The 20,106-nt window shown below is 56.6% G+C and carries 18 protein-coding genes and 1 tRNA gene; 9 read left to right on the top strand and 10 right to left on the bottom strand.

Translation table 11 applies throughout. From position 1 onward, the window contains the following. Nucleotides 1–5 precede the first annotated feature (5 nt). The 4 genes from V1T76_RS10935 to V1T76_RS10920 are packed head-to-tail and all read right to left on the bottom strand — an operon-like array spanning nt 6 to nt 3,566. Complete coding sequence (locus tag V1T76_RS10935; RefSeq protein WP_330560690.1) at nt 6–758, bottom strand: ABC transporter ATP-binding protein; 753 nt, start codon at nt 756–758, stop codon at nt 6–8. Next, nucleotides 755–1,600 carry an ABC transporter ATP-binding protein gene (locus V1T76_RS10930; RefSeq protein ID WP_330560689.1) on the bottom strand — a complete coding sequence of 282 codons (846 nt, stop codon included), beginning with the start codon at nt 1,598–1,600 and terminating at the stop codon, nt 755–757. Before V1T76_RS10930 ends, V1T76_RS10935 begins: the two co-directional genes overlap by 4 nt. Then, nucleotides 1,597–2,493: an ABC transporter permease gene (locus V1T76_RS10925; RefSeq protein ID WP_330560688.1), complete on the bottom strand. Its 897-nt coding sequence runs from the start codon at nt 2,491–2,493 to the stop codon at nt 1,597–1,599. Before V1T76_RS10925 ends, V1T76_RS10930 begins: the two co-directional genes overlap by 4 nt. Further along, nucleotides 2,490–3,566, bottom strand: a complete 1,077-nt coding sequence (locus tag V1T76_RS10920) for an ABC transporter permease (RefSeq protein ID WP_330560687.1) — start codon at nt 3,564–3,566, stop codon at nt 2,490–2,492. Before V1T76_RS10920 ends, V1T76_RS10925 begins: the two co-directional genes overlap by 4 nt. A 223-nt stretch (nt 3,567–3,789) precedes the next feature. Between V1T76_RS10920 and V1T76_RS10915 the strand changes: the two genes are divergently transcribed. The 9 genes from V1T76_RS10915 to V1T76_RS10875 all read left to right on the top strand — a co-directional run bounded on the left by V1T76_RS10915 (nt 3,790) and on the right by V1T76_RS10875 (nt 13,769). Further along, nucleotides 3,790–4,464, top strand: a complete 675-nt coding sequence (locus V1T76_RS10915) for a cupin domain-containing protein (RefSeq protein ID WP_330560685.1) — start codon at nt 3,790–3,792, stop codon at nt 4,462–4,464. Nucleotides 4,465–4,488: 24 nt separating this feature from the next. Next, a complete protein-coding gene (locus V1T76_RS10910; RefSeq protein ID WP_330560684.1) occupies nt 4,489–6,075 on the top strand; it encodes an ABC transporter substrate-binding protein in 1,587 nt (528 codons plus the stop codon). A gap of 92 nt (nt 6,076–6,167) precedes the next feature. After that, nucleotides 6,168–7,262: a M24 family metallopeptidase gene (locus V1T76_RS10905; protein ID WP_330560683.1), complete on the top strand. Its 1,095-nt coding sequence runs from the start codon at nt 6,168–6,170 to the stop codon at nt 7,260–7,262. A gap of 158 nt (nt 7,263–7,420) precedes the next feature. Continuing rightward, nucleotides 7,421–7,999 (top strand): dTDP-4-dehydrorhamnose 3,5-epimerase, encoded by a 579-nt coding sequence (gene rfbC / locus V1T76_RS10900; RefSeq protein WP_330560682.1) that lies wholly within the window; start codon nt 7,421–7,423, stop codon nt 7,997–7,999. Continuing rightward, nucleotides 7,996–9,078 carry a dTDP-glucose 4,6-dehydratase gene (gene rfbB, locus V1T76_RS10895; protein WP_330560681.1) on the top strand — a complete coding sequence of 361 codons (1,083 nt, stop codon included), beginning with the start codon at nt 7,996–7,998 and terminating at the stop codon, nt 9,076–9,078. The genes rfbC and rfbB overlap by 4 nt, the downstream gene beginning before the upstream one ends. Then, complete coding sequence (gene rfbD / locus V1T76_RS10890) at nt 9,075–9,965, top strand: dTDP-4-dehydrorhamnose reductase (protein WP_330560679.1); 891 nt, start codon at nt 9,075–9,077, stop codon at nt 9,963–9,965. The genes rfbB and rfbD overlap by 4 nt, the downstream gene beginning before the upstream one ends. 37 nt (nt 9,966–10,002) lie before the next feature. Then, nucleotides 10,003–10,872, top strand: coding sequence for a glucose-1-phosphate thymidylyltransferase RfbA (rfbA, locus tag V1T76_RS10885; RefSeq protein WP_330560678.1), 870 nt, complete (start codon nt 10,003–10,005; stop codon nt 10,870–10,872). A gap of 83 nt (nt 10,873–10,955) precedes the next feature. After that, nucleotides 10,956–12,806: a glycosyltransferase family 2 protein gene (locus V1T76_RS10880; protein WP_330560677.1), complete on the top strand. Its 1,851-nt coding sequence runs from the start codon at nt 10,956–10,958 to the stop codon at nt 12,804–12,806. A gap of 315 nt (nt 12,807–13,121) precedes the next feature. After that, nucleotides 13,122–13,769, top strand: a complete 648-nt coding sequence (locus V1T76_RS10875; RefSeq protein WP_330560676.1) for a hypothetical protein — start codon at nt 13,122–13,124, stop codon at nt 13,767–13,769. An 11-nt stretch (nt 13,770–13,780) separates the two neighbouring features. On the opposite strand, the gene V1T76_RS10870 is transcribed toward V1T76_RS10875, so the two are convergent. The 6 genes from V1T76_RS10870 to V1T76_RS10845 form a co-directional block, all read right to left on the bottom strand. After that, nucleotides 13,781–14,833: a hypothetical protein gene (locus V1T76_RS10870; RefSeq protein ID WP_330560675.1), complete on the bottom strand. Its 1,053-nt coding sequence runs from the start codon at nt 14,831–14,833 to the stop codon at nt 13,781–13,783. 288 nt (nt 14,834–15,121) lie between these two features. Continuing rightward, nucleotides 15,122–15,198 (bottom strand) — tRNA-Pro (locus V1T76_RS10865). A 43-nt stretch (nt 15,199–15,241) separates the two neighbouring features. Next, nucleotides 15,242–16,546 (bottom strand): O-antigen ligase family protein, encoded by a 1,305-nt coding sequence (locus V1T76_RS10860; RefSeq protein ID WP_330560674.1) that lies wholly within the window; start codon nt 16,544–16,546, stop codon nt 15,242–15,244. Next, nucleotides 16,543–18,150 (bottom strand): undecaprenyl-phosphate glucose phosphotransferase, encoded by a 1,608-nt coding sequence (locus tag V1T76_RS10855; protein ID WP_330560673.1) that lies wholly within the window; start codon nt 18,148–18,150, stop codon nt 16,543–16,545. The genes V1T76_RS10860 and V1T76_RS10855 overlap by 4 nt, the downstream gene beginning before the upstream one ends. Continuing rightward, nucleotides 18,150–19,379 (bottom strand): glycosyltransferase, encoded by a 1,230-nt coding sequence (locus V1T76_RS10850; protein ID WP_330560672.1) that lies wholly within the window; start codon nt 19,377–19,379, stop codon nt 18,150–18,152. The genes V1T76_RS10855 and V1T76_RS10850 overlap by 1 nt, the downstream gene beginning before the upstream one ends. Nucleotides 19,380–19,485: 106 nt before the next feature. Beyond that, nucleotides 19,486–20,043: a polysaccharide biosynthesis/export family protein gene (locus V1T76_RS10845; protein WP_330560671.1), complete on the bottom strand. Its 558-nt coding sequence runs from the start codon at nt 20,041–20,043 to the stop codon at nt 19,486–19,488. Nucleotides 20,044–20,106: the final 63 nt, after the last annotated feature.

Below are 20,106 nucleotides of genomic sequence, written 5' to 3'. Positions count from 1 at the left end.
GAGGGTCAGGCGGATTGCAGAGTACCGCCGCTGGCGGCATAGAGTTCGCGGGAATAAGGCTCGGACAGCGGGCCCGACTTGAGGGCGTCGACACCGGCAATCTCCACCACGCGGCCATAGCGCATGACGGCCAGCCGGTCGCACAGGAAGGAGACCACGGGCAGGTTGTGGGTGACCATAAGATAGGTCAGCCCCTGTTCGCGCCGCAGTTTCTTCAAGAGGTTCAGGATTTCCGCCTGCACGGAAACGTCCAGCGCGGACGTTGGTTCGTCCAGCAGCAGCACCCGTGGTTCCAGCATCAAGGCGCGCGCAATGGCAACGCGTTGGCGCTGACCGCCGGAAAGCTGATGCGGAAAACGGAAACGGAAGCGCTGATCGAGGCCCACCGCGGCCAGCATATCCTTGACCCGGCTGTCCCGCCCACCGATGCCATGAATGGCCAGCGGTTCGGCAAGGCAGGTATCCACGGTCTTGCGCGGATGCAGCGAGCCATAGGGATCCTGAAACACCATCTGGCAGGTTTCGGCGAAGGCCCGGTCCGGCGAATGGCCGCGGGCCTTGCCTTCAACGCAGATGGTTCCTGTCCAGTCCGGAGCCAGTCCGGAAATGGCTTTCAGGATCGTCGATTTGCCGGAGCCGGATTCCCCGACAAGTGCAAAGCTCTCCCCTTCGGCAACATCAAAGGTGACATCATGAACCACGGCCGTGTCGCCATAGCTGATGGAGAGATTTTCCAGATGGATGGCGGCATTGGTCATGTTCCGGCTCCCGTGGTCCAGGTGCTGCGGTCCAGAACGGGCAGCTCATCGCGATCTTCATCCATGCGCGGCATCGCCGCGATCAGGCCGCGGGTGTAGGGGTGCTTTGCCTTGTGCAACTCGCTCGCCTTGCATTGCTCGACGATTTCGCCGCTGTTCATCACCAGGATGCGGTCGCAATAGCGGGACACCAGATTAAGGTCGTGACTGATCAGGATCAGCCCCATGCCCTTGCCGGTGACCAGATCGTCGATGATGTCGAGCACCTGGGCCTGCACCGAGACATCAAGCGCGGAGGTCGGTTCGTCGGCGATCAGCAGATCCGGTTCGGGGATCAGCATCATGGCGATCATGATGCGCTGGCCCATCCCGCCGGAAACCTCATGCGGATAAAGATCGGCGACACGGGACGGTTCGTTGATGCGAACCGCTTCCAGCATTGCCAGCACCCGCTCCTTCAGCTCCCGGCGTGGCAGCTTCTTGTGGGTGACGAGGGCTTCGGCGATCTGCTCGCCGACGGTCATGACCGGGTTCAGCGAGAATTTCGGGTCCTGCATGACCATGGAAATGCGGGCCCCGCGCAGATCGCGCATCTGGCGTTCGCTGCGGCTGAGCAGGTCGATGCCGTCGAAGGTCATGCGTCGGGCGGTGACCTTGCCGGGTTTGCGGATCAGACGCAGGATCGACCGGCCGGTCATGGATTTGCCGGAGCCGGATTCACCCACGATCCCCAGCCGTTCCCGGCCGAGCGTGAACGAGATGCCCTTGACCACATCGACCGGGCCGCGCGCTGTCGGGAAGGTGACAGTCAGGCCATCAATCTCGAGAAGGGGACCGCTCATTGCTTGTCTCCCTGTTTGGGATCGAGCACGTCGCGCAGGCCGTCACCGAGTAAACAGAAACCGAGGCTCACCAGGATGATGGCAAAGCCCGGCATGGTGGCGACCCACCATTGGTCGAGAATGAAATTGCGTCCACGCGAGATCATTGCGCCCCATTCCGGCAAGGGCGGTTGCGCGCCCAGGCCGAGAAAGCCGAGACCTGCTGCCGTCAGGATGATGCCGGCCATGTCCAGTGTGACGCGGATGATCGTTGAGGATGCGCAGAGCGGCAGCACGTGGCGCAGGATGACACGCGCGGATGACGCCCCCTGCAGGCGCACGGCGGCAATGAACTCCGCATCGCGGAACGTGATTGTCTCCGCACGGGCGATACGCGCATAGGCAGGCCACGCTGTGATCGCGATGGCGATGATTGCGTTTTCGATGCCGGGTCCAAGGGCCGCCACGAAGGCAAGGGCAAGGATCAGTTTCGGCATCGACAGGAAGATATCGGTCACGCCCATGAGCACCCGGTCTGTCCAGCCGCCGAAATATCCTGAGACCGCACCGACAACGAGGCCGATGGGAGCAGCAATGACGGCCACCATGGTGACGATCATCAGCGTGATGCGTGCCCCGTAGACCACCCGGGAATAGATGTCCCGGCCCAGCTCGTCAGTGCCCATCCAGTGGGCCGCGGACGGCGGCATCAGGCGGTTGGCCAGATCCTGGCCGATGGGAGAATAGGGGGCGAGCAGGGACGCGAAGACCGCCATCACGATCAGCACCAGGATGATGAAGCCACCCACCACGGCAAGGGGATTGCGCAACAGCGCAGCAAACACCCGCCAGGCACGGCCAAGGTTTGCCTGCAGGCGTGAAGAGGGGCTATCGTCGAGAAGCCAGTCGATCATTTGCGGGCCCTCGGATCGAGAATGCGGTAGAGCACGTCGGATATTTTGTTGATGAGGATGAAGACGGCACCAATGACCAGGGTCGCGCCAAGCACGGCGTTCATGTCGGCATTGAGCAGGGCATTGGTCAGATAGTTTCCGATCCCGGGCCAGGAAAACACGGTTTCGATCATCACCGATCCTTCCAGAAGCGCGGCATAGGACAGGCCGATCACGGTGATCAGCTGAATTCGGATCGGGTAGAACGCGTGGCGCCAGATGACACGACGTTCCGGCACGCCTTTCACCCGCGCCGTGGTGACATACTCATGGCCAAGCTGGTCAAGCATGAAGGAGCGGGTCATGCGGGCAATGTATGCCAGGCTGAAGAACCCGAGGATCGATGCCGGCAGCATGAGGTGATCGAGCGCGTTCCAGAAGATGTCCCACTCCCCGGCGACGAGACTATCGATCAGGTAAAGCCCGGTGACAGGTTCGACAATGCCGTCATAGAAGATGTCGATGCGGCCCGGGCCGGCAACCCAGCCAAGCCCCGCGTAGAACACCGCCAGACCAACCAGACCAAGCCAGAAAGCGGGAACGGAATAACCCAGAAGTCCAAGCACGCGGATCAACTGGTCGACCCAGCTTCCCTGACGCGTCGCTGCCAATACACCCATGGGCACACCAAGCAGAACACCGATCAGGATACCGATGGTTGCCATTTCCAGGGTGGCAGGGAAGAACCGCGCCAGATCCTCAGCAACCGGCCGGCCGGTGGAAATCGACATGCCGAGATTTCCGGTGAAGACATCACCCACATAGGAGAAAAACTGGATGATCAGCGGACGGTCGAGTCCCATCGCCTGCCGCGCGGCCTCATAAACCTCGTTCGAAGCCCTGTCGCCGACAACCGCCAGCACCGGATCGATCGGCACCACGCGGCCGATGAAAAACGTGATCGCAAGCAGGCCGAGAAACGTTGCAGCCGTCACGAGGCAAAAGCGCAGCACTGCGGCGGCGCTGCCCAGAAGCTGGCTCGTTAACAGGCCTTCCCGCGCGTCGGTCGCACTTTCGGAGGGCTCAAAAGACATGCCGGTATCGGCGTATCGCCGTTCCCTGTTCAACCGGTTTCTTCAAGTCGGCTCTCCACGCTTGTGTGACTCAATTTCTGAAGCTGGGCTTTCAGGTTGTTGTTTTTAAACAGTTTTGAGAAAGCTCCTCAGGAGGGTTCGTTTCAAAGCTGCCTAAAAAAGTTCTTGGAGCATACAAAAAAATCTGGTTACATCAAAAAAATTTTGATGGGAGTAAAATTCTTTGAGCAGTTCGACGGCGCGTGCCGCCTCCGATGTCGATACAAAGGTTGGTGCGCTGATCCGGGCGCGGCGGCGGCAATTGGGGTTCACCCTGCAACAGCTGAGCGACGCTTCGAACCTTTCGGTCGGCTATCTCAGCCAGGTTGAGCGGGACCACGCGACACCGACACTCGGGTCTCTGGCGGGCATTGCCCGGGCGCTCGGTGTCGGGCTGGACTATTTCGTCGCGCAGCCGCGTGCCCAGGACGCGCTGACCCGCGCTGCGACACGGCCGAATTTCTCCATTTCCGGTTCCGCGGTCAGCTACGAGCGGCTGGGCGCAGAGTTTCCGGGAAATCAGCTCTCCTCCTTCATTCTCACCGTGCCGCCAGGATATGCCTCGGAAACGGTGAGTCATGAGGGTGAGGAGCTGATCTACATTCTGGAAGGGTCCATCACCCAGTATCTCGACGGGGAGGCGATGGTGATGACCGCTGGCGACAGTCTGCATTACCGGGGAAACACCCCCCATGCCTGGTCGAACCCAAATGACGAGCCGGCAAAGCTCCTGTGGACTGGCACCCTGACGATTTTCAACGCCGGTGACGAGAAAACCAGCCGTATCGAACTGGTGTCGCCGGACAAGAGTGCGGTGAACACATCATCCGACCGCACCAAAAACAAGAATAAATCCTAACCCCTGACAGACGGAGACGAAGGAATGAAGCTTTTAAGGACCGCACTTCTGGCGGCCGCCCTGGCACTGCCGATTGCACAACCTGCCGGTGCCGCAACGCCGGACAACATTCTGGTCGTGGCGCAGAATATCGATGACATCGTGGCTATTGATCCGGCGCAGGCCTACGAGTTTTCCTCGGGCGAACTCGTGACCAATGTCTACGACCGGCTGGTGCAATATGATGCCGAAGACCCGACGGTGCTGGCACCGGGCCTTGCAGCCGAATGGCAGGCCGACGCTGATGCCAAGACCATCACCTTCACCCTGCGCGACGGTGCAACGTTCCATTCCGGCAATCCGGTTCGTGCGGAAGACGTGGTGTTTTCCTTTGCACGCGTCATCAAGCTGAACCTCACTCCGGCTTTCATCCTGGCCCAGCTCGGCTGGACGGCTGAAAATGTCGCGGACATGGTTACGGCGGACGGCAACAAGGTCATCGTCAAATACGAAGGTGATTTCTCGCCGGCTTTCGCGCTCAACGTACTGGCAGCCCGCCCGGCGTCCATCGTCGATGAAAAGACGGTGATGGAACATGAAGAAGACGGCGACATGGGCAACAAGTGGCTCAACGCCAACTCTGCCGGTTCCGGCCCGTTCGAACTGCAGACCTACCGCCCGAGCGAATTGGTGCGGTACAAATCCAATGCCGACTACTTCAAGGGTGCTCCGAAGGTTGAAGGCGTCATCATCCGTCACGTTGCCGAGGCTGCCACCCAGCAGCTGCTGCTTCAGTCCGGCGATGTCGACATGGCCCGCAATCTGACGCCGGACCAGATCGCCGGCATGGAAGGCGACACCATCAAGGTCGAAACCTATCCGCAGGCCGCAGTCCACTTCCTGTCCTTCAACCAGAAAAAGGATGTGTTGCAGCCTGAAGCGGTGTGGGACGCTGCCCGTTACCTCGTCAACTACAAGGGCATGACTGACAGCTTTCTGAAAGGTCAGATGGAAATTCATCAGGCTTTCTGGCCGAAGGGCTTCCCGGGCTCCTATGACGAGACGCCTTACACCTACGATCCTGAAAAGGCCAAGCAGATCCTGGCGGATGCCGGCATCGAGACGCCGATCACGGTAACCCTCGACGTGATCAACTCCACGCCTTTCACGGATATGGCCCAGTCGCTGCAGGCAAGCTTTGCCGAAGCCGGCATCAACTTCGACATCATCCCGGGCACGGGCTCACAGGTCATCACCAAGTACCGTGAGCGCAGCCACGAGGCGATGCTGCTGTACTGGGGCCCGGACTTCATGGACCCGCATTCAAACGCCAAGGCCTTTGCGTATAACAGCGACAACTCCGACGACAACTATCAGGCAACCACCACGTGGCGGAATGCCTGGGCTGTTCCGGGGGAGATGAACGAGATGACCAAGGCAGCACTGGCCGAGAGCGATCCGGAAAAACGCAACGAGATGTATGTCGAATTGCAGAAGGAAGTTCAGGCCAAGTCGCCGATCGTCATCATGTTCCAGGCAGCCTATCAGGTCGCCATGGACCAGAAGGTCGAAGGCTACGTCAATGGTGCCACTTCTGACTTTGTTTACTATCGTCTTGTGACGAAGAACTGACGCAATGGATCAAGCCGTCCCGGTCTCCGGGGCGGCTTTTTTGTTTGTTGCAGACGGCCACCGAGTGACCAATCCTTCCGGAGTTTCCTGAAATGTCTTCCCTTTTCGATCAGCGCCTTGCCGCCCTGCGCGGTCGCATGTCCGCGACCGAGACCGACCTTGTGGCCATTGGTCCTTCCAGTCACATGATGTATCTGGCCGGTCTCGACCCCCATGGCGACGAACGGCCGGTGATGCTTCTGGTTTCGAAAAGCCGTGCCGGTTTCCTGATGCCGGCGCTCAATGTCGACAGCTCGCGCCGGAAGACCCACCTGCCGTTCTTCCCCTGGCGCGACGACGACGGCCCAGACGCCGCGCTCGCCATGCTTCTGGCAGCTTCCGGTCTTCCCGAGACGCCGAGTATCGTTATCGACGAGACCATGCGTGCTGATTTCGCCTTGCTGTTGCTGGACGCCCTTCCAGGCGCTTCGCGCCGATTTACCGGCGACACGGTCGGTTTCCTGCGCGCTCGAAAGGAAGAGGACGAATACCGGCGTCTCAAAGCCAGTGCCGTTCTGAATGACGCTGCTGCCATGGCCGGTTTCGATGCTCTGAAACCGGGCATCACCGAACTTGAGATCGCCGCCGTCATCCGCGATGTGTACAAGCAGGCTGGCGCGACACCGGTTTTCACCTCGGTCTGCTTCGGCGGCAATGGGGCCTTCCCGCATCATCATACCGGCGAAACGCAACTGAAAGACGGCGATGCCGTGCTGATCGACACCGGCGGCCGTCTTGAGGACTACCCGTCCGACATGACCCGGGTCGGTTTCTTCGGTACACCGACAGCGGAATTTGAAAAGGTCCACGCGATTGTGGAAAAGGCCGTAGAGGCAGCTCTTGCGGCGGCAAAGCCGGGTGTTACCGCGAAATCAATCGACAAGGCAGCCCGGGATGTCATTTCAGAGGCAGGCTATGGTGAGTTTTTTACTCACCGCACAGGCCACGGCCTTGGAATAGACATACATGAGCCTCCATATCTGACGGCGACTTCCGAAACCGTACTGGATGAAGGTATGGTGTTTTCAATCGAACCTGGAATTTACCTTCCCGGTCAATTCGGTCTGCGTCTTGAGGAAATCGTCATCCTACGCGCCGATGGACCGGAGATCCTCTCGGACTTGCCGCGCACCGCGGTGGTGAGGTGAAGGCCCTTCAATAGAAGGCATGAAGTGGTTTCGGGTACGGGGTCGGATTGCCGCTCCTTCGTCAGGGAAGGGGCACGAAAATCTTGTAAGGGTTCGCGGGAGGCCTGCTTTGAAGTGGGACTTTCCCGAAGCCTGACCGCGAAGACCGAAATGGATTCATGCTTGAAGTAATTGAATTGGACATTCCCGAGGTCAGAATTCTCTGTCCAAAGCGGCATGGCGATGACCGTGGTTTCTTTTCTGAAACTTACAACAAGGCACTGCTGAGCGACGCTGGAATAGACATCGATTTCGTACAGGACAATCACGCCTATTCCGCGGAAAAGGGAACGGTACGCGGGCTGCATTACCAGATGCCGCCTTTCGCACAGGACAAGCTGGTGCGGGTGGTGCGCGGTGCGATCCTGGATATCGCTGTCGATCTGCGAGTTGGGTCTTCGACCTACGGCCAGCATGTGTCTTCGGTCATCTCGGCTGAAAATGGCAAGCAGATCCTGGTTCCCGCAGGATTTGCCCACGGACTGGTGACGCTGGAGCCGCACACCGAGGTTCTCTACAAGGTGTCGCAATATTACGCCCCGGAGCATGACCGGGGTATCTTGTGGAACGATCCCGAACTTGCCATCGATTGGGGTCTGGCTGAAGCCGATGCCATTCTCTCGCCAAAAGACCGAAAACTGCCAAGGCTTGCCGAAGTCGCCGCCTGTTTTTCTTATCCGGAGGCAGCGCAAGCATGAAGGTCCTCGTTACGGGTGGCGCCGGCTTTATCGGATCCGCAGTCGTGCGAAAGCTGGTGTCGCAGCAGCTTGCGGATGTCGTAACAGTCGATGCCCTGACCTATGCTGGCAACATGGCCTCTCTCGCGCCAGTCATGGAAGCGCCTCAGCACCGCTTTGTGCGGGCCGACATACGCGACGGTGCCGCAATGGCCAGTCTCCTGGAAAAGGAAGCGCCTGACGCGGTGATGCATCTGGCCGCCGAAAGCCATGTCGACCGGTCAATCGACGGCCCGGCTGCCTTTATCGATACAAACATCGTGGGCACCTACACCTTGCTGGAAGCGGTGCGAGGGTATTGGTCCGGCTTGCCACTGCCGCGCAAGGAAGCGTTCCGGTTTCATCATGTGTCCACGGATGAGGTCTATGGCAGTCTCGGCCCGTCGGGCGCCTTCAAGGAAACAACCGCATACGCGCCGAATTCGCCTTATTCCGCTTCAAAGGCTGCATCGGATCATCTGGTCAGGGCCTGGCACCATACTTATGGGCTGCCGGTGGTCACCACCAACTGCTCCAACAACTACGGGCCTTACCAGTTTCCGGAAAAGCTGATCCCCTTGATGATCCTGAACGGGCTTGAGGACAAACCGCTGCCGGTTTACGGCGCGGGCGCGAACATTCGGGACTGGCTGCATGTCGAGGATCATGCGGACGCCCTGTGGCTGGTGCTGACGCGCGGCATGCCGGGGCAGGTCTACAACATCGGCGGCGATGCCGAACGGCGGAACATCGACGTTGTTCGCCTCATCTGCGATTTGCTTGATGACTTGGTGCCGTCTGGCAAATCAAGGCACGAATTGATCACCTTCGTAACCGATCGTCCCGGCCACGATGCGCGTTACGCCATGGATATTTCCCGGATTTCTGGTGAACTGGGTTGGAGGCCTCGGCATTCTTTTGAAAGCGGGTTGCGTCAGACGGTCGACTGGTATCTGGGCAATCGCAACTGGTGGGAAGCAGTTCGCACCGGCCGCTACGCCGGCAACAGGCTGGGGCTTGGTGCCAATGGGGTTTCAACTGCACCTGCTGGTGCTCCATGACGCGCATACTGCTCACCGGCGCAAACGGTCAGCTTGGCTATGAAGTCGCCAGGCAAGGCCTGGAAAAGGGGCTCGATCTGGCGGCACTCGACAGATCGCAATTGGATATTACGGACCGCACTTCTGTTGCGGAGGTTGTCGGGCAGCTTGCCCCCGATCTGATCGTCAATACGGCCGCCTACACTGCTGTTGATCGCGCGGAAACCGACCGGCAGGCCGCCTTTGCGGTCAATCGCGATGGAGCGCGCAATCTTGCGGAAGCCGCGCAAAAGCACGGATCGGTGCTGATACATTTTTCCACGGACTACGTCTTCGACGGGTCACATCAGCATGGTTATGTCGAACAGGACGACGTTGGCCCCGTCAGTGTTTACGGCGAAAGCAAGGAAGCAGGTGAAACGGCTATCCGCGCGGCGACCGACAGTCACATGATCCTGCGCACCTCCTGGGTCTACGGCGTTCACGGCGCCAACTTTGTCCGGACGATGCTGAAGCTCGCGCAGGAGAGGGGGCAAATTAGCGTCGTCGACGACCAGCGCGGATGCCCGACCTATACTGCGGATCTTGCTGAAGTCGTTTTGCGATTGGCCGAACGGATTTTGACCGAACAGCTTCAACAAGACGGGTACGGAACGTTTCACTGTGCCGGTCAGGGCGAGGTGACCTGGCATGGGTTTGCGGACAAAATATTCGAGCTTGCCGGCGAGCGCTTCTGCAAAAAGCCGGAGCTGATCGCCATTCCGGCGTCTGAATTTCCCACACCCGCAAGGCGGCCGGCAAACTCTGCACTGGATTGCTCAAAACTGGCGAGGGTTCACGGGCTTGCCTTGAGACAGTGGCAAGAAGCACTGTCGGACATGCTGGACCGTTTGGATCGAAATGCCTGATTTTACTTAGACACTTGGACGGAATTGGAGTTGGCAAATGAAAGGCATCGTGCTCGCAGGGGGAAGCGGAACGCGCCTTTTCCCGGTTACCAGATGCATCTCCAAGCAACTGCTGCCCGTCTACGATAAACCGATGATCTATTATCCATTGAGCGTCCTGATGCTCGCCGGAATAAGAGATCTCTTGATCATCACGACACCACGGGATGCAGCTTCCTTTCAGAGCCTTCTGGAAGACGGTGCGCAATGGGGCGTCAATATCAGTTATACCGTCCAACCCGAGCCGGCCGGCATCGCACAGGCGTTCCTGATCGCTGAAGACTTTCTCGCGGGGCAGGAGTGTGCCCTCATCCTGGGGGACAATCTCTACTATGGCCATGGCCTGACGGACATTCTCGCGCGGGCGTCTGAACGTAAGTCCGGAGCGACCCTGTTCGCCTATGAAGTCGCCCAGCCGGAACGATACGGCGTCATTGCGCTTGACCCCTCCGGAAAACCGTCTTCGATAGAAGAAAAGCCGAAATCCCCGCGCTCTTCCTGGGCTGTGACAGGACTTTACTTTTACGACAAGGACGTTGCCGCCATCGCCTCCGACATTCGTCCAAGTGCACGGGGTGAACTGGAAATCACGGATGTGAATGCCCGGTATCTGAAACGTGGCGACCTCCATGTCGAACAACTCGGCCGCGGGTTTGCCTGGTTCGATATGGGAACGCACGACAGCCTTATTGAGTCCGCAACCTTCGTCCAGGCCATCGAAAAAAGACAGGGGCATCGCATCGCCGTGCCGGAAGAAATTGCATTCAAGAACGGCTGGATTACTGTGAGCGATCTGGAGCGCCTGAGCGAAGACTATTCCAACAGCGGATATGGCAGTTATTTGCTGAAGATCGCGCAGGCAATATAGCGGCACCAGATCGGGCTTCTTCTTTCGCCGGCTCGGTGCACCAATTAGATTAGTTTCTTACGGAATTTGAAGGATTAATATTTATGAAAGTCCTTCGCCGGGTTAGTCAGGTTTTTGCCTCTCCTTATACTTTCGGAGCTGCTTGCTGGTGGTATCTTTTGGGCAAGAGGGTACGTGCACAGAACAGATTTCGTGCAGTCTTCAGCAGCAATATCGTCCAGGCATACAATGATCGCATTGCGAATGCCGTCTGCGAGGCTCAGGCAAAGCTGACTGATGAGGAAATTGCGGGCTTTCGGAAGGAGATTGAGGGGTGGGGCGACAAGCCTCTGATTTCCATCGTCATGCCGGTCTATAATACTGACGGTGAGCAGCTTGGAGCAGCAATTGAATCCGTCAGACATCAGATCTATCAGGATTGGGAACTCTGCATAGCGGACGACTGTTCGACCGTGCCTCATGTCCGCGCGATCCTTGAAGCTCTTGCGGCTGATGACAAGCGCATCAAACTCGTCTTCAGAAACCAAAACGGGCACATCTGCGCGGCATCGAACTCCGCTCTTGAACTTGCGACGGGCTCATTTGTTGCCTTCATGGATCATGACGACGTCCTGCCAATCCATGCTCTTTTTCACATCGCGAAGGAAATTGTGCAGCATCCTGATGTGGATTTGATCTACACGGACGAGGACAAGATCAGAGAAGACGGGAGGCTTGACGGCCCTCATTTCAAGCCGGATTGGAACGAGGAACTGTTTCTCGCCCAGAATTATCTCAACCACCTCAGTGTCTATAGAACGTCATTGCTGCGGCAGGTTGGCGGTTTACGTGAAGGTTTCGAAGGCAGTCAGGATCATGATCTTGCGCTGCGGATCGTTGCGAAAACCAGTGTTGACCGCATCCGCCACATTCCCAGACTATTGTACCACTGGCGTGCGTTTCGAGGGTCGGGGACATTCTCGGATCGAGCGCTGGCGCAAGCAATTGATGCGCGCCAACGCGCTGTTCGTGATTATCTGGCGACGAATTATCCGGAAGACAGGGTCTCAATTGTTGAGGGACCATACGGATGCAACAGGCTTCACCGTGAACTGCCCGATCCCGCTCCGCACGTCACGCTGATAATACCTACTCGTGACCAGCATTCTTATCTGAAACGGTGTCTTGAAACCATTTTCGGCAAGACAGCCTATCCTTCCTTTGACGTGCTCATCGTCGACAACGAAAGCGCCGAAAAAGAAACGCTTGCCTTCTTTGACGACATATCTGAGAGGCATCCGGTCTCTGTCATTTCAGTACCGGGAGAGTTCAATTATTCAGCTCTGAACAACATCGCGGTTGCTCAGGCACAAGGAGACATTGTTGCGCTGCTGAACAATGATGTTGAGGTGATTTCCTCAGAATGGCTTCGCGAAATGGTTTGCTATGCGGTACTGCCGCGCATTGGCGCTGTTGGCGCGAGGCTGCTTTACGCAAACGGCTTGGTGCAGCATGCAGGCGTTATTCTCGGTGCAGGTGGCATCGCCAATCACGCTTTTCACGGCTATCACGTCACCGATAGTGGCTACCAGGCCCGGCTTCAGCTTCCCCAATATGTTTCCGCAGTGACAGGGGCGTGTCTGGTGGTCGCCAAGAAGAAATATCTGGCGGTTGGCGGTCTCGATGAACAGGACCTCAAGGTCGCCTATAACGACGTGGATTTCTGCCTGAAACTTTCAGCCTCAGGTCTGCACAACGTATACACGCCTTATGCAACTCTCATTCACCACGAGTCGATCTCACGGGGCAAGGATACCTCTGTTGAAAAAGCGGCGAGATTGGAACGTGAAGGGAAGGTGATGCAAGAGCGCTGGGGTGATGAGATTTTGTTCGATAAATATTATAGCGTGAATTTCTCGAATGAAAACGGGTGCTTTAGATTTAAAATAATTTAGATAAATTTTATTCTTGGGAGAATTGGAAAATTATTTTATTCGAATACCAAGATGGTTAAGTAGATAATTAAAATTTTTTTAATATTATAAAATAGAGATTTAATTCGAATTCGAAAAGGTATTCAACTATTTTATACGGTAGCTCGGCGAAGAATAATCGTGCTGATCTCGGTTGCTGTTAGCGCAGAAGCACTTAACCCCAGTGTGATTGAAGTCAGCAGTTCTAGGTATAAAATAATATTGTTGAAAGCGGTTTCGTCATGAGTAAACAAAATTTAGATTCGAAATGCCGATCAAATTATTTGGTGAAGTGATATGAAGATATTTGAGTTCGGGGTTTCTATTAACGATGAAAAAATTGAGAGCATAAGCTCAAAAGAAAAGAGATTGTATGTTGTTTCTGGTTCGAGCCGTGGGGGAACATCAGCGCTGGCTTATGCGCTGAGGCGTGCATCCGTACACTTTGGTAATGTTGATGCTAACAATCACGAGTTGCCGGAGCTGATGTCTCCTGACTTGACTGAAGAAAAAATTAGATCGGCAATCGACAAATTATTAAATGAACAAAACATTGCTGGAGCGAAACTTCCAAACTTTTCATTTCACCTAAAATGGCTCACAAATCAGTATCCAGATTCAGTTTATCTATATATTTTACGAAATCCATTGGATGTATCAACTACTATCATGACTAGAAGTCCATCACATAGTCTCAATACATCAGACTTGCGTATTGGAATTCTGCATTCATTTCGTTTCTACTCCGCAATGGCCAACGTTGTTGGTGAGATCGAGCAACCGATCTACCTCATTTCTTTCGAAAAGATGAAAGCGCAACCAGACCAGTTTGTCAGTTGGCTTGAAGAAATTGGTGTCAGCTTTTCAGATGACGTCAGGCCGCAACTGGCCAAAGAGTTGGCGACTCCAGGCTATAAGAAACTTCCCGCGGATGGTGTCGGATAAGGCGCATGTGTTCAATAAATGCTCGGAGCATGCAAGCACTTCGACCAGAAGGCTTTCTGCTCTATTCCGGCTTGGGCGTTGCGTTCGTGAACAGGGCTGATCGGTCCGACGAGATCCTGAAAGTTTCGTTCATGCGATAACGACAAAAGGTTGTCCGTCCACGTACCAACATCGTTTTTCCAGACAAAACCAACGCGATTGGCGCGGACGAAGTCTGAATAAGCCCAGCTATCACTGTAAACACCGACGCCTCCACATACAGCATGTTCTGCCAGCTTGTTGGCGGATCTGGCATCGTTAAAGCTGGAAGGCAGGAGCGGGTAGAGAAGAACGTCGAACCTGTGCTTGAAGAGCCGTCTACGGTAAAAATACCAGGCAAGATGTTTCAGGATGCGAAGCTTGGGATGCCGGAGTAGATGTGGAGGGACGTTGTCTTCGCCGACAATTGTCAGCTCGACGTTCGCGCCTGTCGCCAGCAGCTTTTCGAACACTTCCAGCACAAACTTTCGATCCGCGGCGTGGCTCGCAGTTCCCAGGTAACCGATCCTGAGCGGCGCTTTATCCGGGAGCGTTTGGAAGCTCCAGTCCGAAGAAAGAGCCTCAGACCAATACGGATCGAGCAGTTTGACCCGGAAACCGTGACGATCATAGATCTCGTACAACGCTTGTGAGGCGACTACGATGGTTTCGGCCGCCGTTGACAGCTTCTTGTGCTGTCCATTGCGAAGGCCAAGCAACCGCTCCCGGTAATTTTCGGGAAGCGACAGGTCGTGCTCTGCGGCCCAGAGATTGTCATCGATCACATAGTAGAGCCGCTTGTTCTTCTCGCCCAATAGACGCTGGACGACGGCTGGATGATCCCGCCGGCAAACGACGATGGCCTTGCGGGTTGAAAACGAGTTGATGCCCTCACGGCGCAAGCCGCTTTCACGATTTGAGTTCAGGAAATAGATGTCTGTTGTCGGAATGGTTTGGAATGAGGAGTGCATATTGCGCGCAAAGAGGCTGTAGCAATAATATAAATCTTCAGAAGACCTTATCGGTATTTTCTCGGATATTTTCATAAAGAAAATTACTCGAAAGATCGGGTTGAAATATTATGGCTCAATATCGCGCGAGACTTCACAGATTGTCGCTGATTTTTTTCGGGCGCCGCAAGATGAAATTCAATATCACTATAGGTAAGTTTACTCATGGTGAGCCGTGCACCGCAAGCAACTCCGGGAAGCGAAAGCTTTCCACGGCAAAACTTATGCGCGAATAACTTGATCCAGAACCGATACGCCCAAGGCGAGGCTGAAAAACAGCCGCAACTCGGTCTGCAAATAACATTGATTTGGGGAAGTAAGTGTTGGTCGGGCAGGCCGGATTTGAACCGACGACCCCTTCACCCCCAGTGAAGTGCGCTACCAGGCTGCGCTACTGCCCGAACGGACCCTACCTAGCTTGTTCGCATGACAAGCGCAAGCAGGTTATTGCGCTTGGGCAGGGGCTTTTCCAGACTTCTGTAACTTCCGGCCAAAGACCGCGCCGCCGGACGTCGCAGGGCGGCCGTGGCCCAGCTTTTCCGCGGCAATCAGCCCCCACGCGAGGCCGTAGAGCATATACATATGCCGCCAGTGATCCGTGTCGATAATCGCGGAGAGGATTAAATGCGCTGTCAAAACGGCAAAGACGCTCTGTGTGAAGGCTGTCCACGGGCGTGATTTGAACAGAAGCGGCACCAGCGCGCAGAACGTCCAAAGCGCCATCAGAATATAGATGGAGCCGCCAAGCCAGCCGTAGGTGGTGTAGCCCTTCAGATAGACGTTGTGCTCGTCTTCCGGGAAATACTTGTTGAATTCCAGCGGACCAAGGCCGAGTGGATGGTCCATCACCATTTGAAACCCAAGCGAATAACGGGCGAAACGGCCAAGACGGGCACCGTCGTAGGATTGCACGAGCTTCGCGCGTTCGGCGAACATGTCGGCGACCGTATCAACGGACAGCGCTGCGCCGATGAGTGCCAGGCCGGCAAGAACGCCAATTGCGCCGAGCAGCACGAGGCGTGCCCGTCGAGGGCCGGGCTTTTCGGTGACGAGCGCCAGGAAATAGACCAGCAGAACCGATGCCAGCAGCACACCCCATGCACCGCGAGAAAAACTCAAGAAGACGCCAAGCATCAAAATGGCGAGCGGCACCAGCAGATGCAGGTTGCGCAAGACAGACTTGCGCAGCAACTTCTGGATCAGGAGCACGGTTGGCAGCACAAGAAACGGACCGAAGACGTTGGGGTCCTGGAAGGTGCCGCGAGCCCGATCGTAAAGCGTGAAATAGGATGCCCCCGGGAAGAGGTGGAAATATCCGGCGATCCCGATGGCTGCCACCAAGACGGCGCTGGCGATATACCCGCTCTGGATGACCCGGAACCGCCCGGGATCCTCTGCTATGATGGCGGCATAAAAAATCGCTGTGACCGCCAGAAACCCGGAAACGGCGATATACATGACCGCATCGCCCATTTCCTTGGCCATCGGAATGGAGGCAATGCCACCGGCGATGTAAAGCATCAGGCAGATGATCAGCGGACCGAACTCACGCCGAAGCCTGAGGCCGCAGGCAAGCCAGACGACCAGAAGAAGCGCCATGTAAAGTTCGTAAGGCGCCGGTTCCTCGATCACGAACCCAGAGAGGAAGGCTGCAAGCCAAAGCGAACCGTTTCCCAGGCTTTTTGCCTGAAGACCAATGGGCGCGCGCGCGTGGGGCGTGCCGCCGAAAGGTTCGGTCGCAAGGCTCAATAAGCGTTCTCCGTATTGAACAGTCGAAATGGCGTTTGAAGAAGGATCTTCAGATCGAACAGGATCGACCAGTTCTCGATATAATAGACGTCGCACTCGACGCGCTTCTGGATTTTTTCCGGCGTGTCGACTTCGCCGCGCCAGCCGTTGATCTGGGCATAGCCGGTCACGCCTGGCTTCACCTTGTGCCGCGCGAAATAACCGTCGACGACGTCGTCCCAGGTCTTGTTGTCGGTGTGGGCGTTGACCGCATGCGGGCGAGGGCCGACAAGCGACAGGCTGCCGCCCAGAACGTTGAAAAGCTGAGGCAGTTCGTCAATCGAGGTCTTGCGGATGAACCGCCCGACCCGGGTGACGCGCGGATCGCCCTTCGTGACCACCTTTTTTGCGTCCGGATCAGCCATGTCCGTATACATGGACCGGAATTTCAGAACGTCGATGATCTCGTTGTTGAACCCATAGCGCTTCTGCCTGAAGAGCACCGGCCCCTTGCTGTCCAGCTTCACGGCGATGGCTGCGGCGATCATGACCGGGAGCAACACGATGAGGGCAAGCGATGCGAAGACCAGGTCGAAGATGCGTTTGGCGACCATGTCCCAGTCGGCAATCGGCTTTTCGACCACATCGACGAAGGGAACCGTGCCGATGAAGCTGGACCCACGGTTCCTGAAGCGCACCTTGTCCGTGTGGGCCGAAAGCCGGATGTCCACCGGCAGGACCCAAAGCTTTTTCAAAAGCTCGAGCACCCTTTTTTCTGCGCGCAAGGGAATACAGACAATGAGCATGTCAATGCGTGCAAGCCTTGCGAATTCCACAAGGGCGCTGATGTTGCCGAGTTTCGGATATCCGGCGACGACCGGTGGTGAACGCTCGTTGTTCCGGTCGTCGAAAATGCCGCAAATACGGATGTCGTTGTCCGGCTGTGCTTCCAGATCGTGGATCAGTTCCTGTGCGGCCGTGCCGCCGCCGACAATGATCGCACGCCTTTCCAGGCGTCCCGATTTCATCCAGTGGCGCACCAGCCGGAAGACAGCAAACCGCGACAGGCAAAGACCTGTCAGACTTGTGGCGAACCACGCACCGATCCAGGCTTCTGAAAGCTCTGCCCCGACACCTGTCGTGGTGCGCAGAAGCGCGAACATCGCGAATACAAGGGTCCAGCCGGCGGCGATACGCCCGATCTGCGACAGGCCCTGGCGCATGACCGGTACCTGATAGAGATCGGCCGCCTGAAAAAAAGCGAGCGCGAACAGGATGGCGGCACTGGTGATAAAAAGATTGGCAAGCCCGAAGCCGGCGGCATCCGGACCGCTGAAGCTCACAACAAGGGCTGTCCCGGCAACCAGCAATACGTCCGACAGGCGCACCATGCCCGTCAGAACGGTTGCGGACACGCCTTTCCCGCCAAGACCCTGTGCAATTTCAAAGGCTTCAGCTGAAAGGCTGCTGTTTGCGGCAGACAGAACCTTGATGTTGCTTTGTCCAGTCGTGCCTTGAACTGAGTGTCTGAGATGCTGTTCCAGCCGGTTGCCAAGACCGGATACACCGCCAGGAACAGGCTTCGGTTCAAATGGATCTGTAGGTTTTAAAACTGGACTTCTCATTATTGATTGCTCGATCTGGCAAGAACAGCCTGCGCGCGGCTTGCGGCAGAGACACTTTCAACCTTGGCGGATGTCGAGCTGTCGGTCGGAGCGATGCCCTGGATTTCCTGATAGAGGGTCGTAATTCTGTCGTTCATCAGGTCGACCGAGAATGTTTCGGCAAGACAGCTACGCAGCTTTTTCGCCTGCTTCGCCATCTCTGCCGGATCGGCCAGGGCTTCTTCCATGGCAATGGTCAGTTTGCCGATATGGCCTGGCGCCACCAGGCGATTGGCATAGCGGCCGAATATTTCCGGAATACCGCCGACCCGTGTTGCGATCAGCGGCCGCTCGGCGGCCACGGTCTCCAGAATGATGTAGGGCATGGCTTCGGCACGCGAGGGAACGACAACGGTTCTCGCAAGTTTGAAAGCCTCCCGGGCGGGCAGGGCACCGTGGAACGTAATTGAACCTTCCAGCCCCAGCTTTTTGACAATGTTTCGATAACGCTCTTCGTCCGGGCCTTCGCCGACGATATGAGCCTTTGGCGCGATACCGGTTTTCAGGCGAATGTTGTAAAGCGCCTCAATGAACAGGTCTGGCCCCTTCAGATCCCGCAGCATGCCGATATACAGAAAATCAGCGGCGTCATGATCGACGGAAACCGGTTGAAATTCCTCTGCCGTCAGCCCGTTGTAAACGATCCGGGACCGCGCGGTCGGGTGACCGACCTTGCTCTCGTAAGCCGCGGCTTCATAGTCGGAAACGAAGATCAACCCGTCGGTCATGCGGCCGAGAAGTCGTTCCAGAATGTGATAGACGCGGCCTTCGAACCGGTTGGGATCGTAATGCAGGCTGCCGCCGTGCGGACAATACACCCGGGCGGCTTTCTGGCCCTGCATCCGCAGAACGGTGCCGATCAGGCGGGCATAGGCCCCGCCTTTGGCGCCATGCCCATGCAGGATGTCGGGTTTGAGATCCCGGATGTGCCTGTAGAGGGAGACTGTCGCCGTCAGATCCTGCACGGTTAGCTGACGTTGCATGGGAAAGCGCGCAACGCCGAGAGAAAGCTTCGGCTTCAGTTCTTCAAGAAGTTGATTGTCGAACGCACTGCCCGTGTTGCTGTCGCAAACGAGCCCGACATCGTGTCCCGCTTCGGACTGGCAGATGGCCAGATCACGAATGTGGCGGAAAATACCGCCGATAGGCGAGCGTACGCAATGCACGATCCGCATAGGGGGCGTTGTCATGATGCATTATCCCTGTTTCCACCCCCAGGTTTCTTTTTGAACCTGTGGGGCCCTGAGACTGCATCCTAACAAAGGGTGGTGAGTCCACTGTTAACTTGGCGGCACCCTAAAAATAACGCTCACGGACGTAAATTGTGTCACCCGGGCGCACCGGGTCCGAAATAGGAACACGGCCGTTTAGAATTTCACCGTTGAGCTGGCGGGTGATATCCACATTCGATTGAAGGGCCCGAGAACTGAATCCACCCGCTGTTGCGATGGCATTTTGAACGGTCATGCCGGCAACGTAGTTGTACTGGCCCGCATTTTGCACTTCGCCCATGACGAAGATCGGGCGATAGGTGTCGACCTCAACAGAGACGTCCGGATCGCGGATATACCCCTGGCGCAGCTTGGCTGAAATTTCGGCTGCCAATCCTTGCTGGGTCTTGCCGCGCGCAGCAACGCTGCCGACCAGCGGGAAGGAAATATATCCTGCTTGATCAACGACATAGGTATTGGACAGGTCATCCTGGCCGAACACAATAATGCGCAGCTTATCGCTTGAGTCCAAGCGGTAAGGCTGGGTCAGTGTTTCGTGAAACGCTGTCGGCGGCTGTCTGTACCCGCTGCATGCAGCAAGGCCCAGGCACAGGCCCAGGACAACAAGCGCTCTCGTTCGCATCAACGACTCTCCTACAATTCGGAGACAGGATCGCGCTTTATGGTTAATTGAGGGTGAAGAGCA

The organism is Roseibium sp. FZY0029 (assembly GCF_036350355.1).
Classification (GTDB): Bacteria; Pseudomonadota; Alphaproteobacteria; order Rhizobiales; family Stappiaceae; genus Roseibium.
This window is presented reverse-complemented; position numbering and strand designations above follow the sequence as displayed.

What these genes read in the sequence shown, in the direction of transcription:
- V1T76_RS10910 (WP_330560684.1), top strand. Translation starts at nt 4,489, where the DNA reads ATGAAGCTTTTAAGGACCGCACTTCTGGCGGCCGCCCTGGCACTGCCG.
- rfbD (WP_330560679.1), top strand. Translation starts at nt 9,075, where the DNA reads ATGACGCGCATACTGCTCACCGGCGCAAACGGTCAGCTTGGCTATGAA.
- V1T76_RS10850 (WP_330560672.1), bottom strand. Translation starts at nt 19,379, where the DNA reads ATGACAACGCCCCCTATGCGGATCGTGCATTGCGTACGCTCGCCTATC.
- V1T76_RS10845 (WP_330560671.1), bottom strand. Translation starts at nt 20,043, where the DNA reads ATGCGAACGAGAGCGCTTGTTGTCCTGGGCCTGTGCCTGGGCCTTGCT.
- V1T76_RS10930 (WP_330560689.1), bottom strand. Translation starts at nt 1,600, where the DNA reads ATGAGCGGTCCCCTTCTCGAGATTGATGGCCTGACTGTCACCTTCCCG.
- rfbC (WP_330560682.1), top strand. Translation starts at nt 7,421, where the DNA reads ATGCTTGAAGTAATTGAATTGGACATTCCCGAGGTCAGAATTCTCTGT.
- V1T76_RS10935 (WP_330560690.1), bottom strand. Translation starts at nt 758, where the DNA reads ATGACCAATGCCGCCATCCATCTGGAAAATCTCTCCATCAGCTATGGC.
- V1T76_RS10925 (WP_330560688.1), bottom strand. Translation starts at nt 2,493, where the DNA reads ATGATCGACTGGCTTCTCGACGATAGCCCCTCTTCACGCCTGCAGGCA.
- rfbA (WP_330560678.1), top strand. Translation starts at nt 10,003, where the DNA reads ATGAAAGGCATCGTGCTCGCAGGGGGAAGCGGAACGCGCCTTTTCCCG.
- V1T76_RS10855 (WP_330560673.1), bottom strand. Translation starts at nt 18,150, where the DNA reads ATGAGAAGTCCAGTTTTAAAACCTACAGATCCATTTGAACCGAAGCCT.
- V1T76_RS10870 (WP_330560675.1), bottom strand. Translation starts at nt 14,833, where the DNA reads ATGAAAATATCCGAGAAAATACCGATAAGGTCTTCTGAAGATTTATAT.
- rfbB (WP_330560681.1), top strand. Translation starts at nt 7,996, where the DNA reads ATGAAGGTCCTCGTTACGGGTGGCGCCGGCTTTATCGGATCCGCAGTC.
- V1T76_RS10875 (WP_330560676.1), top strand. Translation starts at nt 13,122, where the DNA reads ATGAAGATATTTGAGTTCGGGGTTTCTATTAACGATGAAAAAATTGAG.
- V1T76_RS10905 (WP_330560683.1), top strand. Translation starts at nt 6,168, where the DNA reads ATGTCTTCCCTTTTCGATCAGCGCCTTGCCGCCCTGCGCGGTCGCATG.
- V1T76_RS10920 (WP_330560687.1), bottom strand. Translation starts at nt 3,566, where the DNA reads ATGTCTTTTGAGCCCTCCGAAAGTGCGACCGACGCGCGGGAAGGCCTG.
- V1T76_RS10880 (WP_330560677.1), top strand. Translation starts at nt 10,956, where the DNA reads ATGAAAGTCCTTCGCCGGGTTAGTCAGGTTTTTGCCTCTCCTTATACT.